General features: G+C 57.7%; 28 protein-coding genes. 24 read left to right on the forward strand and 4 right to left on the reverse strand.

What is annotated here, in order from left to right; genetic code table 11:
• The first annotated feature begins 103 nt into the window (after positions 1 to 103).
• The 5 genes from EJP67_RS28870 to EJP67_RS28885 all read left to right on the forward strand — a co-directional run bounded on the left by EJP67_RS28870 (position 104) and on the right by EJP67_RS28885 (position 5,381).
• Complete coding sequence (locus EJP67_RS28870; RefSeq protein ID WP_126025157.1) at positions 104 to 1,300, forward strand: hypothetical protein; 1,197 nt, start codon at positions 104 to 106, stop codon at positions 1,298 to 1,300.
• Between the two features lie 124 nt (positions 1,301 to 1,424).
• Complete coding sequence (locus tag EJP67_RS28875) at positions 1,425 to 2,102, forward strand: hypothetical protein (protein WP_126025158.1); 678 nt, start codon at positions 1,425 to 1,427, stop codon at positions 2,100 to 2,102.
• Positions 2,103 to 2,208: 106 nt separating this feature from the next.
• Positions 2,209 to 2,364, forward strand: a complete 156-nt coding sequence (locus EJP67_RS33725; protein ID WP_165909727.1) for a hypothetical protein — start codon at positions 2,209 to 2,211, stop codon at positions 2,362 to 2,364.
• A gap of 607 nt (positions 2,365 to 2,971) precedes the next feature.
• On the forward strand, positions 2,972 to 3,928 hold the full coding sequence (locus tag EJP67_RS28880) for a hypothetical protein (RefSeq protein WP_126025159.1): 957 nt from the start codon (positions 2,972 to 2,974) through the stop codon (positions 3,926 to 3,928).
• 739 nt (positions 3,929 to 4,667) lie between these two features.
• Positions 4,668 to 5,381 carry an NYN domain-containing protein gene (locus EJP67_RS28885; protein WP_240650814.1) on the forward strand — a complete coding sequence of 238 codons (714 nt, stop codon included), beginning with the start codon at positions 4,668 to 4,670 and terminating at the stop codon, positions 5,379 to 5,381.
• Positions 5,382 to 5,490: 109 nt separating this feature from the next.
• On the opposite strand, the gene EJP67_RS28890 is transcribed toward EJP67_RS28885, so the two are convergent.
• Entirely contained in the window at positions 5,491 to 5,748 is a 258-nt protein-coding gene (locus tag EJP67_RS28890) for a helix-turn-helix domain-containing protein (RefSeq protein WP_126025161.1), read from the reverse strand.
• A 174-nt stretch (positions 5,749 to 5,922) separates the two neighbouring features.
• Between EJP67_RS28890 and EJP67_RS28895 the strand changes: the two genes are divergently transcribed.
• The 12 genes from EJP67_RS28895 (at position 5,923) to EJP67_RS28950 (ending at position 14,040) form a co-directional block, all read left to right on the forward strand.
• The gene (locus EJP67_RS28895) at positions 5,923 to 6,366 is read left to right on the forward strand and encodes a hypothetical protein (RefSeq protein WP_240650815.1); all 444 of its coding nucleotides are present in this window, start codon (positions 5,923 to 5,925) and stop codon (positions 6,364 to 6,366) included.
• Between the two features lie 28 nt (positions 6,367 to 6,394).
• Positions 6,395 to 7,225: a metallophosphoesterase gene (locus EJP67_RS28900; protein WP_126025162.1), complete on the forward strand. Its 831-nt coding sequence runs from the start codon at positions 6,395 to 6,397 to the stop codon at positions 7,223 to 7,225.
• Positions 7,222 to 7,437: an antitoxin Xre/MbcA/ParS toxin-binding domain-containing protein gene (locus EJP67_RS28905; protein ID WP_126025163.1), complete on the forward strand. Its 216-nt coding sequence runs from the start codon at positions 7,222 to 7,224 to the stop codon at positions 7,435 to 7,437. Before EJP67_RS28900 ends, EJP67_RS28905 begins: the two co-directional genes overlap by 4 nt.
• Positions 7,434 to 7,943 carry an HAD domain-containing protein gene (locus tag EJP67_RS28910; protein WP_126025164.1) on the forward strand — a complete coding sequence of 170 codons (510 nt, stop codon included), beginning with the start codon at positions 7,434 to 7,436 and terminating at the stop codon, positions 7,941 to 7,943. Before EJP67_RS28905 ends, EJP67_RS28910 begins: the two co-directional genes overlap by 4 nt.
• Before the next feature lies 1 nt (position 7,944).
• Positions 7,945 to 8,889 (forward strand): metallophosphoesterase, encoded by a 945-nt coding sequence (locus EJP67_RS28915; protein ID WP_126025165.1) that lies wholly within the window; start codon positions 7,945 to 7,947, stop codon positions 8,887 to 8,889.
• 29 nt (positions 8,890 to 8,918) lie between these two features.
• The gene (locus EJP67_RS28920; RefSeq protein WP_126025166.1) at positions 8,919 to 9,371 is read left to right on the forward strand and encodes an HAD domain-containing protein; all 453 of its coding nucleotides are present in this window, start codon (positions 8,919 to 8,921) and stop codon (positions 9,369 to 9,371) included.
• Positions 9,368 to 10,186, forward strand: coding sequence for a metallophosphoesterase (locus EJP67_RS28925; protein ID WP_126025167.1), 819 nt, complete (start codon positions 9,368 to 9,370; stop codon positions 10,184 to 10,186). Before EJP67_RS28920 ends, EJP67_RS28925 begins: the two co-directional genes overlap by 4 nt.
• Positions 10,187 to 10,433: 247 nt before the next feature.
• Entirely contained in the window at positions 10,434 to 11,117 is a 684-nt protein-coding gene (locus EJP67_RS28930) for a glycoside hydrolase family 19 protein (protein ID WP_126025168.1), read from the forward strand.
• Positions 11,118 to 11,237: 120 nt separating this feature from the next.
• The gene (locus EJP67_RS28935; RefSeq protein WP_126025169.1) at positions 11,238 to 11,618 is read left to right on the forward strand and encodes a hypothetical protein; all 381 of its coding nucleotides are present in this window, start codon (positions 11,238 to 11,240) and stop codon (positions 11,616 to 11,618) included.
• A 28-nt stretch (positions 11,619 to 11,646) separates the two neighbouring features.
• Positions 11,647 to 12,666, forward strand: coding sequence for a hypothetical protein (locus EJP67_RS28940; protein WP_126025170.1), 1,020 nt, complete (start codon positions 11,647 to 11,649; stop codon positions 12,664 to 12,666).
• Positions 12,667 to 12,985: 319 nt separating this feature from the next.
• Entirely contained in the window at positions 12,986 to 13,270 is a 285-nt protein-coding gene (locus EJP67_RS28945) for a hypothetical protein (RefSeq protein WP_126025171.1), read from the forward strand.
• Between the two features lie 359 nt (positions 13,271 to 13,629).
• Entirely contained in the window at positions 13,630 to 14,040 is a 411-nt protein-coding gene (locus EJP67_RS28950; protein WP_126025172.1) for a hypothetical protein, read from the forward strand.
• A gap of 24 nt (positions 14,041 to 14,064) precedes the next feature.
• Here EJP67_RS28950 and EJP67_RS28955 read toward each other — a convergent pair whose 3' ends face one another.
• Complete coding sequence (locus EJP67_RS28955) at positions 14,065 to 14,628, reverse strand: hypothetical protein (protein WP_126025173.1); 564 nt, start codon at positions 14,626 to 14,628, stop codon at positions 14,065 to 14,067.
• Positions 14,629 to 14,647: 19 nt separating this feature from the next.
• Positions 14,648 to 15,901 carry a hypothetical protein gene (locus tag EJP67_RS28960; RefSeq protein ID WP_126025174.1) on the reverse strand — a complete coding sequence of 418 codons (1,254 nt, stop codon included), beginning with the start codon at positions 15,899 to 15,901 and terminating at the stop codon, positions 14,648 to 14,650.
• Positions 15,902 to 16,303: 402 nt separating this feature from the next.
• On the opposite strand from EJP67_RS28960, the gene EJP67_RS28965 reads away from it, so the two are divergent.
• Together EJP67_RS28965 and EJP67_RS28970 are read left to right on the forward strand one after the other, a co-directional pair.
• Positions 16,304 to 17,053 carry a hypothetical protein gene (locus tag EJP67_RS28965; protein ID WP_126025175.1) on the forward strand — a complete coding sequence of 250 codons (750 nt, stop codon included), beginning with the start codon at positions 16,304 to 16,306 and terminating at the stop codon, positions 17,051 to 17,053.
• Between the two features lie 310 nt (positions 17,054 to 17,363).
• Positions 17,364 to 17,933, forward strand: a complete 570-nt coding sequence (locus tag EJP67_RS28970) for a hypothetical protein (protein WP_126025176.1) — start codon at positions 17,364 to 17,366, stop codon at positions 17,931 to 17,933.
• Positions 17,934 to 18,484: 551 nt separating this feature from the next.
• On the opposite strand, the gene EJP67_RS28975 is transcribed toward EJP67_RS28970, so the two are convergent.
• Positions 18,485 to 18,979, reverse strand: a complete 495-nt coding sequence (locus tag EJP67_RS28975) for a hypothetical protein (RefSeq protein WP_126025177.1) — start codon at positions 18,977 to 18,979, stop codon at positions 18,485 to 18,487.
• Between the two features lie 532 nt (positions 18,980 to 19,511).
• Between EJP67_RS28975 and EJP67_RS28980 the strand changes: the two genes are divergently transcribed.
• From EJP67_RS28980 to yhhB, 5 genes are all read left to right on the forward strand, one after another.
• Positions 19,512 to 21,002, forward strand: a complete 1,491-nt coding sequence (locus tag EJP67_RS28980; protein WP_165909728.1) for a DUF2971 domain-containing protein — start codon at positions 19,512 to 19,514, stop codon at positions 21,000 to 21,002.
• A gap of 470 nt (positions 21,003 to 21,472) precedes the next feature.
• Positions 21,473 to 22,045, forward strand: coding sequence for a helix-turn-helix domain-containing protein (locus EJP67_RS28985; RefSeq protein WP_126025198.1), 573 nt, complete (start codon positions 21,473 to 21,475; stop codon positions 22,043 to 22,045).
• Positions 22,046 to 22,166: 121 nt separating this feature from the next.
• Positions 22,167 to 22,604: a helix-turn-helix domain-containing protein gene (locus EJP67_RS28990; RefSeq protein ID WP_126025179.1), complete on the forward strand. Its 438-nt coding sequence runs from the start codon at positions 22,167 to 22,169 to the stop codon at positions 22,602 to 22,604.
• Positions 22,605 to 22,721: 117 nt separating this feature from the next.
• Complete coding sequence (yhhA, locus tag EJP67_RS28995) at positions 22,722 to 22,910, forward strand: YhhA family cyclophane-containing RiPP (protein WP_126025180.1); 189 nt, start codon at positions 22,722 to 22,724, stop codon at positions 22,908 to 22,910.
• Entirely contained in the window at positions 22,910 to 25,075 is a 2,166-nt protein-coding gene (gene yhhB, locus EJP67_RS29000) for a cyclophane-forming radical SAM/SPASM peptide maturase YhhB (RefSeq protein ID WP_240650817.1), read from the forward strand. The genes yhhA and yhhB overlap by 1 nt, the downstream gene beginning before the upstream one ends.
• Positions 25,076 to 25,080 lie beyond the last annotated feature (5 nt).

A 25,080-nucleotide genomic window follows, 5' to 3' on the forward strand; every position in this document is an offset into this window, starting at 1 on the left:
GAGTGTCAGCGCGGGAGCGCGCGTCGACAGGGTGCCACGATTGGCTGCGTGGCACCAGCCGATGAGAAAATCGCATTCGATTCGAAATCCGAGGGGATGAGCCGTGTTTGAAAGCATCGTGCTGAGGAACAGCCAGGACACTGGCAATGTCACCTTGGGTGCCATTGCAGAGGCACTCCTCTTTTATCAGAACACTCGTGTCGTCATCGGGAATGGGACGCTGCAGTCACTTGCGAGGGCCGGCGGCCTCAGCGATGTTGTCGCACTTATCAAAGAGGGGCGACTGCAGGCAGTCCATTGTGAGGAAACTCTGGGCACACTCGCAAATCCCCACGGCGCCTCTACCGCGTATGACTTCACCGCCTTCAAGCTCATAGGCCATGAGAATGACCGAGGAAAAACGCGGGCCGACCGTCTCGAGATCAGCTTTCGGAACAAGGGACTCAGCGCTCGCGACGCCAAATCCCAAGCGAAAGCCTTTGTCGATGTGGTCCCGTCGAAGAGCTTGACGAAAAACGACTACGTCGAAGGCGGCATTCCAGATGCCGCCAGGGCGGACGCGCAGGACGACGAGATGCTGAAAGGGCTCCTGCGAGCAGGACTCGCCGCCGTGCCAGGGGGATACGATGCTGGCGACAGTCTTCAAGTCGACCGTGTTCGAGGTGACCTGGGTTTCTTCGTGTTCACCAACATAGACTTCGACGACGTGAACAAGCGCAGAGCGAGCATGACGCCAGCTCTTGAGCCGCTGACGCTAGCCTACCTGCTCAATCTGATCCTGGAGTCGCGTGCTGACATGCACCTGGCAGCGTTCTACGGGGGCGACTTTGCTACGACGACCGCGCATTCGGCACTGATCCGATGGCGCCAGGCCCACTTGCTCGAGCGCTCTGGCCTCAATCGCCAGGCACGTGAGGAGTTTTCGGAACTCGTCCTCAAGGGCTATCCGAGCATCCGGGATGTCATCGACAGCGGGGAGCGTTCATTCTCTGAGTTTCGCAAGCTCCTGGACAAGGCACAGAAATTCAAAACATGGCTCGCCAAGGCAACCCCAGACCAGCAGCTTGTCAGTCAGTACATCGATGCGCTGAAAGCAGACACCTGGGCTGACAAGGCACCGGCAAAGGTACTTCGCTACCTGGTTTCGCTGGGTGCAGGCGTGTTTGACCCGACACAAGGCGTCGCGTCGGGAGCAGCCGATGCTTTCATCCTGGATAAGTTCATGAAGGGATGGCGCCCCAACCACTTCGTGGACGACAGACTAAAACCATTCCTGGATGAAGATCATGGAAGACGCTGATGCCAGCTGATTGAATCCAGCGATGCCCCGAAGCCCCCTGCCGGGGGTGACATGACGGCGGGATCCGTGCTCGCATGGCAACAGGCGCCCCCTGAAACTTGAAGTTCAAGCACACAATTTCCACGTGCCCATGATGCCTACGCAGTACTTGCTCCTCTGCCTTGCAGATCACCAATTGACATCACAGGAGTCCGAACGGCACGGCGGTTCTCGAGACCGCTATGTACGCTGCCTCAACATTGGCGGTCGATGGGCAGTGCACGGCACACGCCAGTCGCCGCTTCTCGTTTGGCACACGGTACAGGCGGGTGAAGCACAGGCGGCCGCCGAGCGATCCGCCAAGGCTCGCGGGCGCCCGGTCGTGGTGCTGTCGCGAAGCGATTCCGGGTGGGTGGAGGGTCGCGAGATCCAGGTGTTCACCCCCGCATTCGAGCCGGCCCTGCTTGGCCACACAGCTCAAAGCGAAGCTAGGGCGCGTCGCCTGCGTACCGAAGTTGACAAGCTCGAAGCGTTCTGCCTGGTAGTTCGCCAAGCGTCGGCCGCTAGGAACCATGCGGAATTCGCGGAAATCAGCCGTGCAGCAGGCAAGGCTCTTCACGCCAAGTTCGGAGGTGGATCGATCGTGTCTGCCTCAGCCTGGCTGACCGGGCGCAAGGGTCAAGAGGCACTGCAAAGCGTCCTGACAGGCGAAGTGGAACTGGGCGGTCCGCTGTCAATGCAGGAGATCGCCGAGACCATTGCGCTGGCGCAGGAAGCGCAGCGCCTGCAGCAGCAAGCAGAGAACTCGACCAGCCGTCAATAGGCACCGATCCGTGAACTCTTGTGAATGAGCGTCAACGCGACGCCAGTCAATGTTCGGGAGTAACTGAGGGCTTGGCCCCTGATTCAGGCGCGCCGACGACTTTCGCGTGAGCCAAGATGAATTCGCCGATACCGGCACCCCAGGATGCCTCGAAGTCTATCGGCTCCTTGAACCCCAGACGCTCGTGATCCATGTTCCGCTATTTGAGAAAACCTTTGGCGAGAATTTCGAGCTGTTTGAGAAAAATCGCGCAGGGAAGTGAGCAAACGCTGCCATGCAGCTTTCTGAAGCTATTGGTTTCCCTGACTTTGACAAAGCTTCGCCGAAACACGAATGGGAGGAGACCTTCGGCTCCTTCGCAGCCTAGCGATTGCCGTCGCGAGAAGGTGGCAGTGCCGATCGCGACCCGGTGCCCGAGTCCGGGCCCGATGACGCACTCGGGCGGGACAGATAGGAGCGGCCGCCACGCGATCGCAAAACCCGCAGCTGTCGCTGCCACGGATGCGGTCGGCGTACGCGAGGGACACGTCTCCGCGGAATTCAAGAATTCAGCAACCGGGAGATCGCGATGCATGCCCATGCATGCGGTGGCGACAGTGCATCGCGGACATCGCCGCGGGATTGCGTCGCAAGACTCGCCGAGTTCCGCGGGTCAATTTCCCTCGAATCAGGGGCGCCCATGATGATGCGCAACGCCCTCGGTGCGAGGCACGGCCCTCATGTTTCCCGTCGACGGCAAATTGGCCGTGCCAATGGAGCCCGAGGCAAACGAAACGCTTCGTTTCATTCAAAAGCTGTAATTGCATGTCATAACCGCCCTTCCTAGGATGGCATCGCCACTCTTGGCCGCCAATCAGGAAGGTAAACAAATGAGCCAATCTGTTGAGGATTTGAAAGCGCGTCGCAAGGCGATGAACGATATCTTTGAGAAGCTGCTGGATAAATGGGCAGGTCTTACGGAAACCACCAAGAGTCAGCTGACAACAGGCATCAATAAATCATACGGACAGGCCATCAGCTTCCATCACGAATACAAGCTGGCCCGGGCGGCGGAAAAAAAGGGGCGTGAAATCATCACGCAACAGCATGCCGACGTGACCGTTGGCGCTGCGGACAACTTGTTTGCCAAGTCGATCGAGGCAAAAAGCGTCACCGCACCGACCAAAGGAGACGCCAACAACTTGATCAAGAAAGCTTTTGAGCAGTTGGGGGGCGGAACGGGGTTCCTTCCCCGGCCGGGCGATGTCAGAGTTCTGGATCTGAAGATCGAGGGCGACAACCCCTGGCCCAATGTCGGTGGTGGATACGGCGTCCCACGAAATGCCATCTCCATGGAGGACATAGCAAGCCTCGCCCAAGCAGAAATCTGGGACTTGCTGACGAATGTCACAGCCGGTGCAGGCACCAAGGCCTTGGTCACCTGGCTGGACGGGCGTGACAACATTGGACACAGGCTCAAGCAGATTCGCCTGGCTTCCTCTGCATTGGAAACAGACAACAGCCTGGATCGACTCCTGGATCCGCAGCTTGCACCGTCGACCGCTCCGAACCCTCATAGCTCAAGAAAAGTGATCGTCGCGCTCGGTGTTCCGCATGCGCTGCGTTGTCTCACCATCAAGATCAGGTATGCCAAATCCTATGTAACCTACAAAGCTCTGGACAAGGATTCGCCGATCCATCTGGATGAATTGGTTTTCCAGGTCTACCGGCATCTCCAACAAGACAAAGCCTCCATCGAGCTCGCGAAAATGAAATACAAAGTTTTCGACCGCGATGAGGATCTGCCAAGACCCATTCGGGAATTCGTCCCTGCGCGGCATTTTTGATGGGCGTTCAAAAGCCCTTCGCAGCGCGCTGGAGTTTCAGCGCGTCTGGATGAAGCGGATCCTTTCGGAGACGTCGATTCCGGCTCATGCGTTGCACCGAGGTTGAGGCGCACGCAATGTGCTGCCACCAGGGTGAATGCCCGGCCTCTGGTCGGGAGCGGTGTTGGTCATCATGGCGAGTCTTCCGAGAAGTTCTGATACCTCAAGATGGTCATCTTGCTACCAGCCCCGCCCCACGCGAGATTCAGCGTCGTGCGCAGGACTCAATCGCCAGGAGCCGCATGACGGCGATCCTCAGTTGACGTTGGTGCTGCGGTCCGCCGTAGTAGGGCTTGTCAAAGGAAGAGACTCACTCACGCTCCTGGACCTTTTGCCGGCGCTTGGCTTCTGCGTTGAGCACGCACCTGAACGCGCCATGAGGGCTCGATAGATCTCGACATGCGACTACCTTGCCGATGATCTTCAATGCCGCGGCCACTTGATGGGAAGTGGGGGCCGTCGCCCCGCCTTGCCGACAGCTTTCCTGACCCAATAGCCTGGTGGTGGTCCAGGAATGTGAGACCGAGTACAGAGCTTGCCGATTGCACGTCAGATATGCCCAGCTCTTTGGAGAATGATGAGCGTGGACGAGTCCAGACAAGGTCATAGAGCTCGTTGCGGCTCAAAGTCTTCGTCATGGCCATGCTTCAATATCTAGGCGGGTCGGTCTGCGACACGATGTTCCAACAGGAGAATGGTCTTGGCAAATACTGATTCCACACGCCTTGCAGTTCTGATCGATGCGGACAACGCATCGTCATCGGTTGTCCAAGAGCTGCTAGAGGAAGTCGCGAAGTACGGCACAGCGACGGTTAAACGTGCCTACGGCGACTGGACGACCACCAACCTGACTGGCTGGAAAGCGCACCTGCATCGCCACGCGATCCAACCCATCCAGCAATTCGCCTACACGCAGGGCAAGAACTCCACGGACTCCGCCTTCATCATTGATGCGATGGATCTCTTGTACGCCGGAAATGTGGATGGTTTCTGCATCGTCTCGAGCGACAGCGATTTCACACGACTGGCGACGCGGATGCGCGAAGCAGGCAAGGTCGTCTACGGCCTCGGCGAACGCAAGACGCCGGAACCATTCATCGCTGCTTGCGACAAGTTTGTTTTCTTCGAAGTCCTGAAGAAGCCGGTCGAGGCGACGGTCACACAACCAGTTCTCGCCGACGTCCCAGACCTGAAGGAACTGCTGTTGCACGCGATTCGCGAGACTGCGCGCGACAGCGGCTGGACTCGTTTGGCGACGGTGGGCTCCTATATCGGCAAGAACCACACCTCATTCGACTCGCGCAATTACGGCTTCAAGAAGCTCAGTGAGCTCGTCAGGAAGCAGGCATACCTAGAGGTGGCCGACGTAAAAGACGCGACGGGGTTTGTGCATGTCGAAGTTCGGTCGAGATAACGGCCGAGATCTCATGAGTTTCGATTCATTTGCCACACGCAACTCTTGCGCTGAAGCTTCAGTGACCGCCTCGGCTGCGTCTTTTTGACTGCAACACGGAACCTGCGCATTACTTGGCGCGTGCCGATCCGTCCAGATACTTGAAGAACTCGGACGGTTTCATTTCCAACCCCATCACGATCCGCATGATGTTCGTTAGCGAGAGGTTGCGCTCACCGCGTTCGACCCCGCCCATGTAGCTGCGATCGATGCCGATGTGATCGGCAAACGCCTCCTGCGAATAGCCCCGGGCCTTGCGCTCGGCGCGCACCCCGGCACCAAAGACCTCCAGGGGATTCTGTGCGACCACTCGCGTCTTCGTACTCATCCCTCGATGTTCAGAGTACGCGGTCTAAAGCACTACGGCCAATAAGTACGCGGACTTTACGTTCGCGGACTATAAGTATCTTTTTGATATGATTTTTGCGCCGGTTTCCGCATCGACGCGCGGCAGGGCCCATCGCGACGGATGTGGGACCGCTCTCAACAGGAATATCCGACCATGACACTCCCTCTCTTGGCGATGCTCGCAGTCGCATTGGTTCTCTTCTACTGGGCCTGGATCGCGTCGCCCCGTTCGATCCAGACTGGGCGCGAGCAGCTTCTCCGGGAACAAGGCCAGGCAGCCGGCGCGACCTTCTTCCCCGTCGATCCCCGGCGGATGCTAGGCGGCTGGGATGGAACCAGCATCCTGTTCGACCCGGACGTGCGCAAGGCCTGCATCGTCTTTCGTGGAAAGTCAGCGTTGACGGTCGATTTCGACTACTTCCGGACCTGGCAGCTCTTGTGGACCGAGGACTTCAGGCAGCCGGCAATCTGGCGCTTTCAGCACGTGCACTTCCTCTTCGAGACCAATGACTTCGATCGTCCGACGATCCGCGTGGCCGTGCCCTCCATGTCCTATGGCGAGACGTGGAACTCCAAGCTCTCGATCCTGATGTCCTGAGCTTCATGGGATGTAAGGAGCTACCGACGTGAAGCTGCTCATCCTTTCGGACCTGCACCTCGAGTTCGGCACCTTTCTCGTTCCGAAGGCTGACTACGACGTCGTGATCCTTGCCGGAGACATCTCGGTGCCCGGCTCCAAGGCCATGCGATGGACCCGGCGGGCGGAGAACTTCGGAGAGTCTGTGCCCATCCTGTTCGTACCGGGCAACCACGAGTTCTATTCCGGCGTCTTGCAGACCTCGCTCAAGGAAATGGCGCTGACTGCGAAGGCGTGCAACGTGCACCTCCTGGCGCCGGGCGCAGCCGAGATCGGCGGCGTCCGGTTCCTGGGCTGCACCCTGTGGACCGACTTCGAGCTGCCGGTCCAGACCAAGGCAGGGCCTCTGGTCGATGCCGAGCGGGCCATGAAGGCGGCGAAGGTCCATCTCAACGACTACTCATCGATCCGGTGGGCCGAGACACCAGAGCATGCCGATGCGTCGACGGCACCCAAGCCAAGGAAGCGGCGCCTGACACCGGAAGACACGCGCGCACTGCACCAGGGTGATCGTGCCTGGCTAGCCCGGAAGCTGGCAGAACCGTTCGACGGTCCGACGGTGGTCGTGACCCACCATGCCCCGCACCGAAACTCGCTCGCGCCGCACTACCAGTCCGACTGGCTATCCCCAGCCTTCGTGAGCGAGCTTCCGGACTCCTTCTTCGAGGTGCCGTCACTCTGGGTGCATGGCCACCTCCACGAGAGCCGTAGCTACAGCGTCGGCAATTGCCGGGTGGTGTGCAACCCGCGAGGGTACGTGCGGCATGGCCGTGACCAGGAGAACAAGCAATTCAACCCCGGACTCGTGGTCGAGCTATGAGTGACATCCCGTCGTCTACCCACACGATCCAGAAAGTGCTGGCTACCGCGACCGAGGTCGCGGGCGGGGACCTCGAGGCGGCCATCCTCTGGTACAGGAACGAGCCACTCGCACCGTTCAACTACAAGACGGCTGAAGCGCTGGCAGCTGAAGGGCGGGCCACCGATGTGCTCAATCTCCTGGAGTCCATCCAGGCCGGGTTTGCTGGATGACATCCCACCGCACCACCCGCGCTGGCGACTCCAGCGATCTGCTATTCCTGGACATCGATGGTGTTCTTCATCCGGTCGGCGCGGACTACTCGTTCGGCAGCAGGTTCTTCAGCCATTTGCCACTGCTGGAAGAACTTCTTCGAGAGTTCAGGTCCGTCGACGTTGTCATCTCCTCGGATTGGCGGCTGGCCGAGAGCATCGAGCAGCTGCAGCGGTATTTCAGCGAGGACATCCGGCGCCGGATCGTCGGGGCTACGCCGCTGATCAACCCCGATACGGTCGTCCAGCACCGGCGCCAACTGGAGATCCAAGCCTGGCTCGACGGGAACGGCCATAGTGACGCGAAGTGGGTCGCGCTTGATGATTGGCCCGAGAGCTTTGAAGCGGGCTTCGCTCGGCTTGTACTAACCGATCCTGCGCGGGCGTTCGATCAAGACAGCTTTCAGGAGCTGCGCTCGCATTTCCTTCGGTTCGCGGTCAGTCGATACTCACCTCTCGACAGATGAAATGAAACCCCACATCTCATCGAACCTTCACGCGCAATCCGAGCGCAAGCAGTTGGCGCCCAAGCTGATGTTCTTCGGCGATCCCCACGGCGAACTCGAGTCCGTGATCACCGCGATCGAGCGCTGCCGGCCTGAGGCCATCGTGCTGCTGGGCGACATTCAGGCGCGCCAACTCCTGCACGTCGAGTTGGAGTCGATCCTGAATCTGACCGAGGTCTGGTTCATTCACGGAAACCACGACACCGATTCAGACGCCGACTACGACAATCTGTGGGGCTCCAAGCTCGCGGACCGCAACCTGCATGGACGCATCGTCGAGATCGCCGGATTCAAGGTCGCGGGCCTGGGCGGCATTTTCCGCAGCAAGATCTGGGATCCACGACGGCCAGTCGAAGAGGCAGCATTCCCGTCGAGCGATGCCATGCGCCGCACCATGAAGCGTGAAGACCAGTGGCGCGACGGCATTTCCCGCAAGCACCGTTCCTCCATCTTTCCAGACGACTACCAGCATCTGCTGCGCAGCGGCCCCGCGGACATCCTGGTGACGCACGAAGCACCAGCAGCGCATCCGCATGGCTGGCAGGCGCTCGACGAGCTCGCCGAGACGCTCGGCGTCCAGTTGGTCGTCCACGGACATCATCACCAGAACATCGACTATCTCGCAGAGGGCTTGATGACCGCCGCGGCGCCATTTCGTGCCTTCGGGGTCGACATGGGATCCCATCTGGCGTGGCCACTCGTTCTTCCAGAAGGGGCAGGGTCGGAGAGCCTTTCACAGGACTTGCTCGACCTCGCGGCCCAGGCGTTCGGCGAAGCCGCTCAAGCCTGGCTGAACAGACCGCACGAATTGCTGGACGGCCAGACGCCTGCAGCGTTCGCCGCCAAAGGCGGTTTGGAAAAGGTGCGACGAATGCTCATCGCCATCCAACACGGCGGCGTCGTATGAGGACCCATGAACGGATCGAGAGGTCCCGAATGATCCTGTTCCTCGACTTCGACGGCGTGCTTCATCCGGAGGGAGAGAGCCACATCCTCAACGGCGGCGTCGACTTCTGCTTCTTGCCGCGCCTGGAAGCGCTGCTGCGCGAGTTCCCCCACGTGAAGATCGTGATCAGCTCGTCCTGGCGCGAGCAGCTTCTCTACAAGACTCTGCTGAAACCGTTCTCCAGCGACATCCGGTCCCGCATTCTTGGCGCCACGCCACATTCGGGTTTCGGCCTTCCGCCACCGTACGGGCAGCGCGAAGGAGAAATCCTCGCCTGGCTCCAGATCCACGATGCGGTTGACGAGCCTTGGGTCGCGCTCGACGATGCCTACTGGCAGTTCGACCACTGCAAGGATCACCTGGTGACGTGCGGCTCGTTCACCGGCTTTGACGACAAGGCCAGTGCCGAGCTTCGCGCTCGCTTTGAAGGGATCTCCCGATGAAACTCTTGATCCTGTCCGATCTTCACCTCGAGTTCGCACCATTCGAGCCGGTGCCCGATCTCGAATTCGATGTCGTCATCCTCGCCGGCGACATCCATTCTCCAGCCAAGCGCGCTGTCCAATGGGCAGTGGCTCGTTTCCGTGGCAAGCCGGTGGTGTACCTGTTGGGCAATCATGAGTACTACGATGGCCGCCTGGACACAACACTGGCCGATGCGCGCCGGGAAGCCGAAGGTAGCAACGTGCATCTCCTTGACGGTGACGAGTTGGTGATCGATGGCGTGCGCTTCCTCGGCGCGACGCTGTGGACAGATTTCGAGCTCGCCATCCAGACGCCCGAAGGACTGGTCAGCGATGCAGCTCGCGCCATGAAGATGGCGACCAACCTGCTGAACGACTACACACTGATCCGGGCACCCGACGAGTCCGCAGAACCCGACACCTGGCGTCACAAGCAAGGAAGAAAGCTTCAGGCGGCCGACACGCTGCGGATTCATCACGTGCAGCGCGCCTGGCTACAGGCGAAGCTATCGGAACCGTTCTCCGGACCGACGGTGGTCGTGACGCACCATGCACCTCACCGTGGTTCGCTTTCGCAGCGCTACGCCGATGACTGGGCCTCGGGCGCTTTCGTCACGGAGCTGCCAGAGACCTTCTTCGATGTGCCCGTGCTCTGGGTTCATGGTCACACGCATCAGCAGTTCGACTACCGAGTCCGCTCTTGCCGAATCGTGAGCAACCCCCGCGGCTATGTGAACTGGAGCGGCAGGATTGAGAACAAGGAATTCAATCCCGGATTAGTGATCAACGTCTGAGTTTCGGCGCGCATCAATCACCTATGGCGGCGGGGATGCGTCCCCACCGGAGATGCACGGCCTCCACCGCCCTGCCTAACCAAACGGTCCGGCGGATGTGTCACGACGCGTGAATCGATTAGGGCTCGTTTAAAGATATCGGCGAGGACGGTGCATCGCTCAAATATGGGATGGAAAATCGCTCGTCGTTCTCGCATGCTTTCCCGGCAACACAAATGATCGCCAGGGCTGTCTGGAGGGGGTCGTGATGAAACGCTTCGTGTTTGGACTTGCGTTGCTGGCTTTCTTTTCCACGCAAACGCAAGCCGGAAATCTGGATCGGACTCGCTTCTATGCCGAATGCGAGAGATCCAAGACATTGCCCAAGAGCCTTTTCAAAGGCGACCGGCGTGCAGGCATCAATCGAATCCTGGATTACTGGGAGAAGACTGGTTACACGGATCAACGCTGGCTGGCGTACATCCTTGGCACGGCCTACCGGGAGAGCGTCGGAACAATGGCGCCCGTCCGCGAGGGGCTTTGCAAAACCGATAACTGCTCCATCGAGGCAGTGGGAAAGCACTTTCGTGGAAAGCACATATCTTCGGACTACAGCAAGCCCGATGCGCAAGGCCGTTCTTACTTCGGCCGCGGCCTAGTTCAGATCACCCACAAAAGAAAGTATGAGTCGGTCGGAAAAACCCTCGGCTGGGGGGATGCCCTGGTTGAAAAGCCCGAACTCGCACTGGACCCCGACAAGTCGGTCGTCATCCTGGTAGAGGGCATGGCGCAAGGCCTTTTTACGGGGCGCTCACTGGCCGACTCGTTCAAAGGAGAGAAGGCTGACTGGGTTGGGGCACGCAAGATTGTGAATCCGGGATCTCGGCGTGCGGAGATTACAGCCGGTCATGGAAAAGACTTCTATGCGTGTCTGAACTCGTCGTCAATCTGAGCAAGCGCTCGACGTCGCGAGTACAAAACACCGATGCCCTGCGTCATCTGACGTACTACTGCGACATACCCGTCGCCGACTTCGGCGCGTCACCCCAAGGTACAAGGTCGGGAATTCTGAATGAAGCGCATCGCATCTCGAAGTCTCATGATCGCGGCGTCACTACTCGGCACCGGCGCGCTGGCTGGCTGCGTCAGTGTTCGTGTTTCCGGATCCGACCCTCGAATTTCGTACGGCATTGGTTTCGTCAACGTCCATTTTCCAGCGGATGGCAATGCACCACTGATGGTTGCAACAGATGGCCTCGGCCTTGTGGCATCGGCGCGCTCATTGACGATTGGCGCCGTGAAGGAGCGTGTTGCTGCTTTTCCGCATCCGTCCGCATGCCACACGATGGTTGTGGTTCAGAGCAGCACACAGTTTGACGCCCTTATGCGTTTGCTGAAAGAAGAATCCCAAAGGCTCGGCGACCTTTGTGTCGTCAACGAGGAGAGACCATGAAAGCTCCATTTTTTACCAAGTGGCGGGAGTGTCTTTTTTAATTGCTGTAGCGGGCTGTGCGCCGCTTCAGCAGGCACCACTCGTCTATTCCTCAAAAGTCACCGTGGGGATGGACGTTTCGGCGACTGCAACGGAGCAGCCCGGTGTGTCGGTGAACTTCGGATACAAGCAGATCGACGCCGCCTATGTGCCTGTCGCCGTGGCAAAGCCTTGCGATGAAGGTGCTTCGACGAAGCAAAACTGCACGCATTCGAGCTACGCGCTGAAAAAGATTGAAGGAACGAACAATGTCGGCGACTCGAGCGTTCCGAAGAGCGCTCTGCAAGCTGCGGAAGACAAGATCAATCAGTTCAAGCGTACAAGTCTTGAACGGGATAAAGCGGAGAACGAATACGACAAAGCCGTTGCAAAGGCGAGAGAACTGCAAAAGGCTCTGAACAATTACGTAGACAGCAATCAATCCGCGTTGAGCGTTGCCGGCGGCAAGGCCGAGGCATTTCGCTCACCGGACGAAAAGGTTCTCTTGGGTGAAAGAGAGACCTTGGCGAACAAATTCAATGCGGCCAGATCGGAGGTCGGACTTGCGGTCGCCAAGAAGGAAAAGGCCGACGAAGCATTCGATGCAGCGAACGTGGCCGGGCTAGCCGAAGCGTTCAGCCTGGTGGGCGGCGAGAACAAGAAGACGGACGCATATTCCGTGTTCGGAAGCTTTGACGCCAACACGAAGGCGCGCGCTGAGGCCGGAACGACGGTGGCTCCCAAGGTCGAAACGGCACTGACCATCGGCAAGGTCTTTTCGACCGGCGTTGCTTCCCAGAATCTAACCGAAGGCATGCGTACCTACTATGCGGGTGCCGGTGTCGCTCAAGTAGAGCGTGCAAAGGCGGAGTGCCTTGCATCGGGAAGCGATATCTTTTCGGAGTATCAGAAGACCCTCGACCCAGGTGCTGCTGCCGACAAAAAGAAGATGGAGGACATGCTTAGCAAAATTGCCGAGATGTGCGGGAAGTTCCCCTCCGATCTCTTGCTGAAGGAAGCAAAGAAGTAGCAGTTCAATCCGTTGAACCGCTACGCTTTATCGGCGCCAGGAAAACTCGCCCCTCTTGAGTCAACTGACAGAGCTTCGGTGGCTACCCCAACCGGAGAGAGATCAATCCGAGTTGGTCCTGACTGAACTGTATGCATGCACCACACCATGGCATTTCGACGGCAGAATGCGACCGTCACTTGACCTTCATAAGCAATCAGGAGTCACGCCGTGAAACGAACGCTGACAGGTAGCGATGGTATGGCGATAGTCATACCAGATGGCTGGAGGGGGCTGCAAGGCTCCGACGGGCGGATGGTCCCCATTCCATCAGGCGGTCGTGGTCTTCAAGGAAGTGACGGACGAATGGTCGCTATACCTTCCGGCGGTCGAGGTCTACAAGGGAGCGACGGGCGAATGGTCGCCATTCGCTCCGGTGCGCAAGGGCTTCAAGGCAGCGACGGAAGAATGGTGGAAATTCCCAGCGGCGCCCGGGGAGTCCAAGGGTCTGATGGGCGAATGGTGGCAATTCGGAGCGGGTCTCGGGCCGTTCAAGGCTCCGACGGAAGAATGGTCGGAATCCCATCGGGAAAGAATGCTGTACAAGACGCGCGAGGTCGGATGAGGGGCAAGTAAGAGCATTCTCCATGGCTAGGTAGTAGCCTTGAATGACCGTCATGGGACAGGCGAGTTTCGAGGTTGAGACTTAGGATTTCCCTGGTCTAGCGCGTATTGACCCTGAATGTGGGCAAGTCTGTCTTCGAAAAAAATCGGGGCAGGCTATCTCGCATGAAGTGGATAGAGCGCGCAACTTTCGGAGACGCTCAATGATCGAGGTCGCAGGTCTTGTTCTAGCGATAGTTGATATCGCGTTCGCCTTTGAGACGCCTAGGTCCAAGTTCCTCACCATGCTTGGCTGGAGAACTTCAGCGTCTTCAGCCGCGACATCTCAAGGGCCGACCGTCAGAGCTGCTGGAGATCTGGGTGCCTGAACCAATTCAATCAAGCCCGGCCGACTCAGATGATGTCATTGCCGCTAGTCATCGAGCCGCAACAGCCTTTGCAGCTGCTCGCTGCTGGACTGAGGCCATCGAAGCTCTGAGAAATGCCAAGGATCTCATGTTGAGCTCTCGGACCATCTATCCTGCAGCCGCTTGGTGCAAGTTACCTCTATATCTTCAGAAAGCCGGCCGCTTTCAAGAGGCGATGGAGGAGTTTTCGTTCCTGATTGAGGACTTGCCAAGACGCGCCCGCCAAGACTCGAGGCTGGATGATCCTAATGTAGGTCCCCTCAAAGGGAAGCAGCAATACCAGGATCTCATTCTCAAAAGCGATCATGAGATCATCCTGCGCAAGCAGGCACTCGCTCAGCAGCGTGAAGCGAAGCTCAAGTAGCTACCCGCCCCCCGGGGCAGTCGTCTACTGGCTTGCAGGGGACATCATGACTTTTCTCATTTCGGCAATCACAAAGTCTGCGCTGCCGACAACTTCTCTTATTCGATCCCGAATATCGGGAAGGTTGGTGCGCCAGAACGCAGGTACGCCGGAACTCTGAATCGCTGGGATAGCCTTCATGAAACGATCCAGCTCGATAAGCTCAAAGAGAAACTTTCGCATGGCTGGCGCCATTGTCCCTAGATCATCAAGTACTGCAACAGATGCTATGACCGGTTGTATGAGCGGCTCATAGTCTCCGTTGTTGGGGTCTGTACGGACTCCACGATTCTCGGGGTCGAAGTCATCCGAGAGTGTCTCTAGAAACTCCGCCATCGATTCACGTAGGCTGCTTATCGGGTCGAAAACCCTTAATGCGGCATTCAGCATGCGCTCCTTGCGGGCAGCACTTTCGGTTCTGAATCTGGACCGAGCGGCGAGAGCAGGTACGGCGATGGCAATAAGAATGGCAACTACTGAGCCGACTGCCTGCACCCATGCAGCTTGCTCTGACGGGTTGAGCTTAGACCATGCAATAAATTCGTACATATACAGTCAGCGTTGAGCGTCAATCGGGGATGGACAAGAATCCAAATCCCAGTCCCGACGGCGTGTAGTGGACTTCTCCTTCCAGATAGAAATGAAGATGACTCCCGCTACTCACAGCGTCAGGTGGCATTTTGATGTTGCTCAACCTGCTCTTGGGCAGGACACACTCGACTGTCGTCAATCTGGTCGAAGCGGGATAGTCGAACGACATAATCGATGCAAAATTCTGCTCGGCCACGACGGCCACCAATTCTTCGCGAACTGCGAGAAACGCCAAGAGGTCCTTGCGCACAGGGATGACAACGCCGCCGGCGGCCCTGTCGACGACGCGGGATTTTCCTGCCAGGAAGGTCGAATGAATGCTGTTGGGAGACAAGCTGGCGTACTTTATTGGCTCTCCATTGCCACGAAGCAGCTGAAGGCCATCCAACTCGAACGGGTCGCGCAAGGTCATGAGATCCGACAGCCTCGTTGCCAGCGAAGCTGAAAGCTGCGATCTCGGGCTCAGCAGACCGATCCATGACTGAAGGAATGCCATCCGCTTGAGTAGCCTGAGCGTTTTTGGCTCGTAGGCTTGCCACTCGGGATCCGGATCTACCAGCCAACACTTGGCCCGGCTTTGTGGACGCGCATCAAGCGCAACTATTGCGCCATAGCGAACCGATGCGGGATAAGGGTCCTTAACACCGGGCTTCGAGAGATCATCCTTCTTTCCACGGATGCTTCTCTTGTGATTGGGCACAGATCCCTCTTTGCGGGCGTTGTTTTCAACCGCACTTCCCTTGGACTCGACCTGGACGATAGTCTTCCCGTCGGACGCAATCTCAAAATCAAATGAACGCGGCGCCCTCTTTCCACCGAGAGAGGGTAGTGGCGTCCAGTCCGCTTCGTTCAGTCCAAATAACCGACTAACGACCGACAAGCTGATGGACTCGCCGACATGCTCGGTAATGTCTCTTGGGGGCCGCCCCTTGGACGGCAGGCCGACCGACGTACCGTCGAATCGGAGGCACGTGTCGATATAGCTCTCCGCGACTTCCATGCGTCGCTGAATCTGCTCGTAGTTCCCATAGCCATCGGAGCCCTTGCGATGAAACAGGAAGTAGGAAAGGAATTCGCTGATGGGAATAGCGAGCGGCTTGGTCACCAGCGCCTCAAGCACCCTGCGTGCCTTGGCAGGATAGTCTGCACTCAGCAGTTTCTTCTTCTCGATGTCGTCGTAAAACTCAACGTCTACGAGAATGGATGTCTGCTTTATCTGGGCGATAGCCACACTTTCCCTCCGGACTTTGTTTGTCCGGATTGTCGTCGCTCTTCGCCAGGAACCTCGTAGTGAGTTTGCCTCAGGTCGCGAGTTCGCCAACAAGATGTACCAGCCGAACGCATCGTCTGGTCTCAAGGTCCATGAATAGGAGCCGTTCGCATTCGATGGCGGCCATGTTTACCAGAGCTCGAGTGTCGTTGTCCGCCTGGATCACTCCTCGGGCTTCATCGCGGACCTCAGTGCGATAAAGGCCGTTCGGCAGAGTTCTTTTTCGCCTGTCATTGGCTTCTAGATGCGGCATGTGGCCAAGGAAAAGACCCGTAGATATACGGACCTCAGTGCGAGCGATATGCTCACACGTCGAGCCCAGACAGCATACAAAAGCCGGAAATCACAAGAGGGTCAGAAAAAATGGATGCACCATACGAGCCACCAATCGAGCCGTTGACGGAAGATTGGAAGAAGGACAAAGCGTCTGTCATTAAGTTGGCGGAGACGCGGACCCAAGCCTCCGAGTATTTCAAGCTTGTACAAGCAGTTGAGTTATTGTTCAATCGATACGCACCCGGCGCTGTCTCGCGTCTAGGCTATCCGCAACGGATAGGGCTTTCTCGAAAAGTCCATGATGAGTTGTATCCAGTCGCCCATTTCGCCAGCCTTCATTACAAGTCATCTGAAGATGTGTGGATCCAGTGGCGTAGTGGGAGCCAGCGTTTTGATGCGACTGTCGAGGACAGCCGACCTGTACAGCAAATGCCTATCATCCATTTCCTAGAGGTCACCACACTCCAAGATGAGCAGGATGCAAAGAAGCTTCAGGACCTGAACGTCACAGGAACTCTCTCTTTCATAAGCAGTGCTCCTCCAAGCTTGGTCAGCCACCAACGCAAAGTCAATTTGTTGAGGGAAGTCCTAGGGAAAAAAGCGGAGATCAACTACCCGCCCAACACGGCGCTGCTGGTCTACGCTGACGAACATCGCTTCGCCCAATATTGTTTCGGTGGACCAGCGCCCAATATTGACCGAGAAGCAGACTATGGCAAGGTGCTGAAGGAAATGCGCGAGAGACTACTTGCTAAGTTTGAGGCGGTATACGTCTACAGTAGGGAACAAATCTACTGCTGGCTCAGGAAAGGGGAGGCGGAACATGGTTCCTCGTAATCATAGTAATCGCAGCCTCCATGCTCCCATGCAAGCGCGACAGTAGATTCGCCTCATTGGATGCGGACCGCCCACAATGAGTCGAGTGTTCGTCGTGTTGTGCGTGAGGACCGATGAGAACGGATTGGGAAATCCAACCACAAGGCCCCGAACCCGAGGGCATGGCCGGATTTGCACTCGCACTCTGGCGAGAACCGGTGAGTCCTCGTCTGAAAGCTGAACTGGCTCCTCACAGGCGCGTGCTGCGAGGAAACAGCACAATGCGATCACCAGAGACACGCCAGCAGCAACGCCCCTTTCTTGGAAGACCTTGAATGCTGCCAAGCCCGGGAAAACTCCAGTCTATATCGATAGCTGCGCATGGAACTACGTGTTCGACGCGCAGGTGGTAATGGAGGAAGTCTTCCCTCCCGAAGAGTTTCACCTCTTCATCACTCGCGAGGTCCACATCGAACTGCTGGAAATTCCAGATTTTGGAAGCGACGGCTCTGACAAGCGACTGCTGAAGCAGTTCATTCAGAAAAGCATTGACCGACATGCCGTCCGCACCACCGGCTTCTTCGGGTTCGCAACGTTCGAGAAGGACGGCACGCCGTCGAAGCATCAGATCAATGTGGGGTTTGCTCAGGGTGGTTTCTGGCCAGCGTCGGATCGTGATTGGTATGGCACGCCAGAGGTCAGAACCTACTTAGCTGGGAAGTCCACGCGCAATTCGACCCTTGGTCACAATCAAGCCGACGCGTCGCTAGGGATTCGCTCCTTTGACGCGATCGTTCTGACTCACGAGAAGAGGAACAAACCCGGCCCTATCCGTCTTGCAGCCGAACAATTTGGCTACGTCCTGTATCTCCGCGATCTAGCGGAAAGTGGACTGACCTGAAGGGAGTTCATGTTTGCTGCGCGCCACCGGTGGATCAGGCGACGCAACTGAGCAGATGCGCTCAGCTGCACTGGCCTGCGTCCTCAGTCGGTCGATCTCTCAACTTGGCCCCAGGTAGCCCACATTGCCCCTATCCCAAACGGATGTTTACTTCGCGGCGAGGTCCGCATCGATCAAGGACAAGATGTCCCAAGCGGCTCGTTCGCTTACCGCAACCTTGAGGGCTGGAATCCTTCCCATTTGCTCACGAACCGAAATAGCGGATGGAGGGTGTTGTTCGCGTGTGGTGTGGCGAAATGCGATGCAGTCATGGAACCAAGGGGACTCGCCGCATGGCTCAAAACCATGGACCCGTGCCAGCTTCTGGAACGAAGGGATACTTGAGAAAAAGTGCAGATGGTGGGTTGCTGGAATGGCGCGTAGAGCGTCGGTGACAAAGTCCTCTACATGGCTCTTTCCGCGGACCTTCTTGGGCACCCAGCATTCCAGCCACACGCATTCGCCCGGCGCAGGCCAATACAAGACTGCTCGCGCCCCGACCTGTGATCGGACTATGTTGAACCGTCGCGTTCCCATTTCGCTTCACCAACGGCGGGATCCCGAGTGGTCGGATCGATATAGGCGAACTTGCCCATGAATGTGCTTCCGCCCCCATCGAGTTGCATCACGAACGCACCAGCGCGTCGTCTGGCCAGATGTCCGACTTCCTGATAGTGACCGACAAGGTACTGATCTTTAGTCCAAACCGCACAGCCTTCAAGCACAACACCATCAGTCGCCTTCAGTCGACATCTGAACTGAGGCTGGAACAGTCCGGTTGGGAGAAGCTCGTATCGCAGCGTCACACTTCCCCACGCGACCGGGTTCGAGCTGCTTGTGATATCCGATGCACTATAGGTTCCTGCGATGCTTTGGAGACGTCGATTCAGCAGGACGAACCAGACAACGATGGCTATGACAATCGCGGACAGGACATTTGCCAGAATGTTGAAGCCCATCTCGGGCACCCACCCTGGGAAGGGAAGCGCCTTCAGATACTCGGTCACCCCAAAAATGTAGACAGCCAGCGGTCGCCAAAATAGCGCAAAGACGAAGATATAGATCGCCAGAGCTGGGACGCCCACATAGAAGCGGAAAAGACGAAGGAAGCGGCGTATTGGCCCTGGCCTTCCTCGGGGGGGTGCTGTTGACTTGCCTAACACAGATCTTCCCTCTCCAGTTCCGATAATGGTTGTTGTCGGCGATTGCAAGCTGATCCATTTACCCGACAAGACCGCTGCCTGCCCGCTTCAGTAGGCCTGAAACTGAGTCGTCCGAGATCCCGGATTTATGGGAGGTTCAACCAGTTGGCTTGGTCGATAGGGCTTGAATACACTGCGTATTCTTCCTACGGCTCATCCCACTAGGCACCTTCGATGAACTGCAAGCCGGCAACATTGCTCAATCTGCACTGATGCGCTTTCTGGACAGCTCGATGCGTTCTTTTGGCCTGAGATCGATGATCAGGAAACAACAAGATCACGAACTCGTCGCGATCACTGTGCGACTGACGAAGTGCAAAATCGCTGCATGACTAGCATGGATTCATCTGACCCCCATCTTGGCGCGACTGGAGATGCAGCGACTCTGGTCCCGAAGTTCCTCTATAGGTTCCGGCCTCTCAAGCGGCTTCTTGAAAACGGGGAACTGGAAAAGCAGGAGATCTACTTCGCTGCGCCCTCACAGCTCAATGATCCGATGGAGGGCTTTCGCGATTTGTTCTGGAAGGGAGACCGGATCGTGTGGGAGAACTTGTTCAAGCACTATCTGCGCTGCTTGAACTGGACTTTCTCTATGTATGCCATAGCAGGCGAGTCCCATCCGCTCATTTGGAACGACGTGCCGATCGTCGGTCCAATGCCATCCGAGCTGAATACCGAGAAGCTCGATGCTTTGCAGCAAGGAATCTTCGGCGACTTTTTGGCGGAGCCCGCGGTGATCCGGCTAGTCGACGCCCTCGATGGTCGTGCACTTCCCGTTCGGCGAGACGAATTGCGAAGTTACTTGCGCTGCCTTCATCCGCTGGCCTTGGGAACCGTCTGGTCCAGGAATGAGCTTCATCGAACCGCGTCCGCTCGACCGGACGCCGAACGCTTTCTAGATAGCGCGCGAGCTGGATTGCCTAGTCTGGAAAAGATGATCGAAGCGATGCAGCCGATATCCGGCGAAGTCGACGAACAGTTGCTCCAAGAGCTCTTTTCTCTCTTTGAATTCATGTCTGGACAACTTGGCCTTGCTGCTCTCCTAAATCCTGAATTGGGCGAATATCAGCCAAACAAGGACTTCTTGTTTCGAGCGTTCGCCGACGAGTTTGTGGACCAACTCGACCGGCTCGTTTACCCCGATTGGCATGTCGCCTGCTTTATGTCCGACTGTCGCAACGCGTCTCTGTGGGGAACATACGGCGACAGCCATACCGGTATCTGTCTAGTGTTCAATACTGTCGTTGAGGGAGGCAGGCCATTCCTTCCGCTTACCCGTGTCAATGGATTTGGTTCAAGCGGTTATTCACGTGGCCGGATCGAACATGAGTTTCATCAAGTCAAGTATTCGGACAAACATCAACCTGTGGACTTCTTTCGCTCTATCGGAAGGTTGCCGGAGGCGGTTCTAGACAAGCACTGGCACTCTAACGCTGAAGGCGCGAGAAGCGTATGTGCATCCAACTATGACGATCAGTGGCGAGCAGACTATTGGAAAGGCTTCTATCCTGGCGCTACAACGAAGTTGGCCGATTGGGCTCACGAAGATGAATACAGGCTACTGCTCACCGGAATGGTTCTCGACTTCTCGGATGCACAACGTCGCACGGCAACTTACGACTTCAGGAATCTCCACGGACTGATCTTTGGTATGAAGACGCCCCTCGAAAAGAGAATAGAAATCTGCAGGATCGTTGCGGAAAAGTGCCGCGCCAACGGCCGCTCAGACTTCAAGTTCTACGAGGCCTACTACTCGGCTGCTGGGGGCCGTATCGATCACAGAGAACTCAATCTACTGCGATTGACGGCGAGCATATCAACGGGCTAGAGCCCCTCCTTCCCTTTCGGATTGGGGGCCGGCACTAGCCCTCCGAGCGAGGTGAGTTTGACGGCAATCTTGCGCCGGGTGTGCTTACTCACCTATGCGAGCTGGATGACGAGCAAAAGATTTGGTCTCCCTGTCTGCAGTCGCTCGATTGTTGAACGCGAACCACTGCAGACTGACTGGGCCGGTCATAACTGACTGGTCCGCGGCAGACCAGCACGGGCCAATTTGTATCGTTCCTGAAGGCAAATGCTTCATAGGGCAGGCCGCAAACCGGACATTCGCCCTCGACTCCAGAACTCCTGACCTGAGACAACTTCTGACCCCGCCTCTTTCGGGTCAGAATGGACTCTTCGTTGACTGCCAGCGGTGAAATGATGAGAAAAGCCCAGGCGCCTTCCCCATTCCCAACATCGCGCCCCCAGCGACTGCCCGCATCTGTGACCCGTGCTCGGCCGCAGCAAACAGCGCCCATCCGCAGTTTGTCCGCGTCGCGCATCGGTGCACAGGTAAAAGCCCTTCGCATGGCGGCCGGTACCTCAGCTGGTGAGTTGGCCCGAACGTCTGGGATTTCCGCCTCGATGCTCTCTCGCATCGAGCGAGGCTTGGTTTCGCCTTCGGTGGAAACACTGGAGCGCATTGCTCAAGGCTTGCATGTGCCGGTCTCCCGATTCTTCGGAGACCAGGCGCGTCGTACTGATTTCTGCCACGTGCGAGCTGGGCATGGCTTGGTGGTCGACCGTATCGGAGCGGTCGCGGACTATCGCTATGAGCTGCTGGGACACCTGTTGTCAGGCAATCTCTTTGCCGAACCTTACCTGGTCACACTGCTTCCTGATGCAGAGCCCTATGTGACTTTCCAGCATCCAGGCCTTAAGTTCCTGTACTTCCTGTCCGGAGAGGTCACCTACCGCTACGGCGCCAAGGCAATCGATGTCAGAGCTGGAGATTCATTACTGTTCGAGGCGACAGCGCTGCATGGAATCGAGGCGATCCATTCCCAGCCGGTCTCATACCTGTCCGTGGTTTTTACACTGCGTGAATGATGTTGGTCTGCACCGAACTAGAGTTCTCGCCTTTCAAACAGGAGGCCAGAGTTTGTGCAAGGCCTCGCTCTAAGGAGTTCATCCTACTGGCAGGACGAGAATAAAACGGCAGAATGCGCCCATGCCAAATATCGCCTCGATCCTCAAAGCCGAAATCTCTCGCGTCGCTCGCAAAGAAGTACGTACTGAAATTGAGACGCTCAAGAGAGCGTCGGTTGGACATCGTTCCTCGATTGCCGAACTGCGCCGCCAGATGAGTGCGCTCGAGAAGGAGCTTCGACGCGTTGCGAAGGGGGCGGCACGCTCCGTCGCGGCCGCTGATACAGAGAGCGACGAAACCAGCACGAAGCGCCGATTCAGCGCTTCCAGGTTGGCGTCACACCGCTCAAAGCTTGGCCTGTCGGCGGCAAACTATGGACAACTGATTGGCGTGTCTGGTCAGACGATCTATCACTGGGAGCAAGGCAAGGCCCGCCCACGAGCGGCGCAGTTGGAAAGCTTGGCGACGGTGCGCAGCCTCAGCGCGCGCGAAGCCGCGCAGCGTCTGTCAGCGAATTAGCGCCCCATTGCCACCGCTCTCGGACGCAGCCTCAAGTCGGGGTCAATAGCCCTTGCGTCGGGTATTGCCTATTTATTAGGCCAGAGTTAGCATGAAGCGACTCGAAAGGAGCACTCGATGGACTTCGTGGAAGATCAACCGCAAATCGGTGAGACTGAGAAGAACAGCGTGCGGGATGCTGTGCTGCGAGGAAAGCCAACCAATCCAGCTCTTCAGCGTCTCCAGGCGCGTGTCCTGCAGAACGCTGATCCGAGCGAAGTCATCACCAGCTACGACCGCATGCACCATCGGCACAGTCGCTCATAGTGCCTGCAGTTTTGGGTGAGGCAAAACTCACCTCGTTTCTGCTGAAGGTCGCTTCCAGATGCAATCTGGATTGCGACTATTGTTATGTCTACCATCACGCCGACCAAAGTTGGCGTTCAATGCCCAAGTTGCTTGGTGCGCATGAGCAGGCGGCTTTTGCCAGTCGCCTTGCGGAATATGTACGCGCAGCAGAGCTCAAACACTGCGTTGTCGTATTCCACGGAGGCGAGCCTTTGTTGATGGGGGCGGATGCGCTGGTTGGTTTCACAACGCAGCTGCGTGACGCTGTAGGCCCTGATGTTCAGCTGGACCTTGGCCTTCAAACAAACGGGCTACTGCTCACCCGCGAAATCCTTGAGCAGTTCAAGGGCGCGAAGATCGCAGTTTCATTGAGCTTGGATGGACCGGCCGAAGCCAACGACCTGCACCGCACTTCCAAAACCGGGCGATCCAGCTTCAAGAGGGCTTTGGCGGGCCTCGAGGCGCTCAAATCCGCTCCCGAAGTATTTGCCGGCGTCATCGCAGTGATAGACCCCAAAATCGAGCCGCGGGTCCTGTTCGATTTTTTCGCAGCTCACGATGTGCCGAAACTCGACTTTCTGCTGCCCGACGCCCATCATTTGCGCCCGCCGCCCGGCCGGCCCGAGCAGCCGGACCTCTACGAGCGCTGGCTGCTTTCTGCATTCGACCTATGGCTCGACGAATACCCCCAGTTGCGTGTGCGCACCTTTGAGGCACTGCTTGACGCATCAGCTGGATTGCCGTCGCAGACCGATGCGTTTGGATTTGGAGATGTGAGCCTCATCACGGTCGAAACTGACGGGAGCTACCACGATCTCGACGTGTTGAAAGTGGTCGGACAGGGGGCGACACGTCTTTCCGGCTCAGTGCACGATACGTCGATCCTCGAAGTTGCTCGCTCACCGCACATTCAGGCTCATAGGCAATTGCTGCGAAGAGAGGGTCTTTGCAAGACGTGCCAGCAGTGCGATGTCGTGGAGGTGTGCGGAGGCGGATCACTGCCTCATCGACATCATCTCAATGGTTTTCGCAACCCGACGGTTTATTGCCACGAGATGCGCTCGCTGGTGAGACACGTCCGGCACAGGCTGGCGCAAACGTTGTCGCTGGACCTGTCGTCAACAGAGCCAGAGATTGCTGAGGCGCCCGCTTGGAACGGCAATATGTCCCGGTTCGAGTTCGCCGAAAGCGCGTTGCCTGACATGACGATGCTTTGGTCGTTGGCTTGCGCAAGCCAGGCGACGGATCTGCGCACTGCCTTCGATATCTTTGCGGATTCCGGCGACACAATGAGCTGTGCGGACAGCGTAGGCATGGCCACGGGGGCGGTGTCGGAGCGCCTCGTCGAAAGTCTCGCTCGCAGACCAGGCGCTGTGGCCTGGAGCCGAGCGATGTTGCTATTGGACCAAGGGCGTGCCGTGCATGCTGTTGACGGATCTGCGATATCGCGGGATGCCGGATATGCGGCGTGGTTGAGAAGGCAAGCGATTCCCGAGCAAGCGATGTTCGAAGTGCACATGCCGGACCCGTGGCTGAGACTTCCGTTCGGGAAGTCCGTTGTCTTCGCCACGGAGGATGAAGCGCGGCAGGCACGCCCGGTGTTTGATGCAGCCTGCCGGATCATCGAGCGGTGGCGGCCTGCGCTGATGAAGGAAATGAGGCTTGCGTGCTCGGCGGTTCAGTTCGTCCGCGACCCTAGCGCACACCCCGACAAGATCGTCTCTTTCAGCGACAACACCGTGCCTGGCGCGCTCTTTGTCTCCGTGCATCGCGGCTCAGACCTCATCGATCCCTATGATCTGGCGGACTCGCTGATTCATGAGCACCGGCATCAGAAGCTGTATCTGCTCGAACGAGTGGCGCCTGTCGCCGAGGCCAGTCCGCAGAAGGTGAAGTCCCCCTGGAGAGAAGATCTGCGCCCTGTCTCTGGCTTGTTCCACGCCGTTTTCGTGTTCGTGGAGTTACGACGGTTCTGGCGGTTCGTTCTCGCCGACGGGCCCGCGTATCTGCGCACCAGAGCGCAGTCCCAACTGGAAGATACGGACCGAAACCTGAGCGAGGCGTTCACGACCCTGGCCTCCAGCCGGTTGACCGCCACGGGTAAGTCCCTGCTCGCAGTCCTCGACGCAGCGCGAGCCGGGTGAGGAGG

Source organism: Variovorax guangxiensis (genome assembly GCF_003952165.1).
GTDB lineage: Bacteria > Pseudomonadota > Gammaproteobacteria > Burkholderiales > Burkholderiaceae_C > Variovorax > Variovorax guangxiensis.

What these genes read in the sequence shown, in the direction of transcription:
- EJP67_RS28880 (WP_126025159.1), top strand. Translation starts at nt 2,972, where the DNA reads ATGAGCCAATCTGTTGAGGATTTGAAAGCGCGTCGCAAGGCGATGAAC.
- EJP67_RS28890 (WP_126025161.1), bottom strand. Translation starts at nt 5,748, where the DNA reads ATGAGTACGAAGACGCGAGTGGTCGCACAGAATCCCCTGGAGGTCTTT.
- EJP67_RS28895 (WP_240650815.1), top strand. Translation starts at nt 5,923, where the DNA reads ATGACACTCCCTCTCTTGGCGATGCTCGCAGTCGCATTGGTTCTCTTC.
- EJP67_RS28905 (WP_126025163.1), top strand. Translation starts at nt 7,222, where the DNA reads ATGAGTGACATCCCGTCGTCTACCCACACGATCCAGAAAGTGCTGGCT.
- EJP67_RS28910 (WP_126025164.1), top strand. Translation starts at nt 7,434, where the DNA reads ATGACATCCCACCGCACCACCCGCGCTGGCGACTCCAGCGATCTGCTA.
- EJP67_RS28915 (WP_126025165.1), top strand. Translation starts at nt 7,945, where the DNA reads ATGAAACCCCACATCTCATCGAACCTTCACGCGCAATCCGAGCGCAAG.
- EJP67_RS28920 (WP_126025166.1), top strand. Translation starts at nt 8,919, where the DNA reads ATGATCCTGTTCCTCGACTTCGACGGCGTGCTTCATCCGGAGGGAGAG.
- EJP67_RS28925 (WP_126025167.1), top strand. Translation starts at nt 9,368, where the DNA reads ATGAAACTCTTGATCCTGTCCGATCTTCACCTCGAGTTCGCACCATTC.
- EJP67_RS28930 (WP_126025168.1), top strand. Translation starts at nt 10,434, where the DNA reads ATGAAACGCTTCGTGTTTGGACTTGCGTTGCTGGCTTTCTTTTCCACG.
- EJP67_RS28935 (WP_126025169.1), top strand. Translation starts at nt 11,238, where the DNA reads ATGAAGCGCATCGCATCTCGAAGTCTCATGATCGCGGCGTCACTACTC.
- EJP67_RS28955 (WP_126025173.1), bottom strand. Translation starts at nt 14,628, where the DNA reads ATGTACGAATTTATTGCATGGTCTAAGCTCAACCCGTCAGAGCAAGCT.
- EJP67_RS28965 (WP_126025175.1), top strand. Translation starts at nt 16,304, where the DNA reads ATGGATGCACCATACGAGCCACCAATCGAGCCGTTGACGGAAGATTGG.
- EJP67_RS28980 (WP_165909728.1), top strand. Translation starts at nt 19,512, where the DNA reads ATGGATTCATCTGACCCCCATCTTGGCGCGACTGGAGATGCAGCGACT.
- EJP67_RS28990 (WP_126025179.1), top strand. Translation starts at nt 22,167, where the DNA reads ATGCCAAATATCGCCTCGATCCTCAAAGCCGAAATCTCTCGCGTCGCT.
- yhhA (WP_126025180.1), top strand. Translation starts at nt 22,722, where the DNA reads ATGGACTTCGTGGAAGATCAACCGCAAATCGGTGAGACTGAGAAGAAC.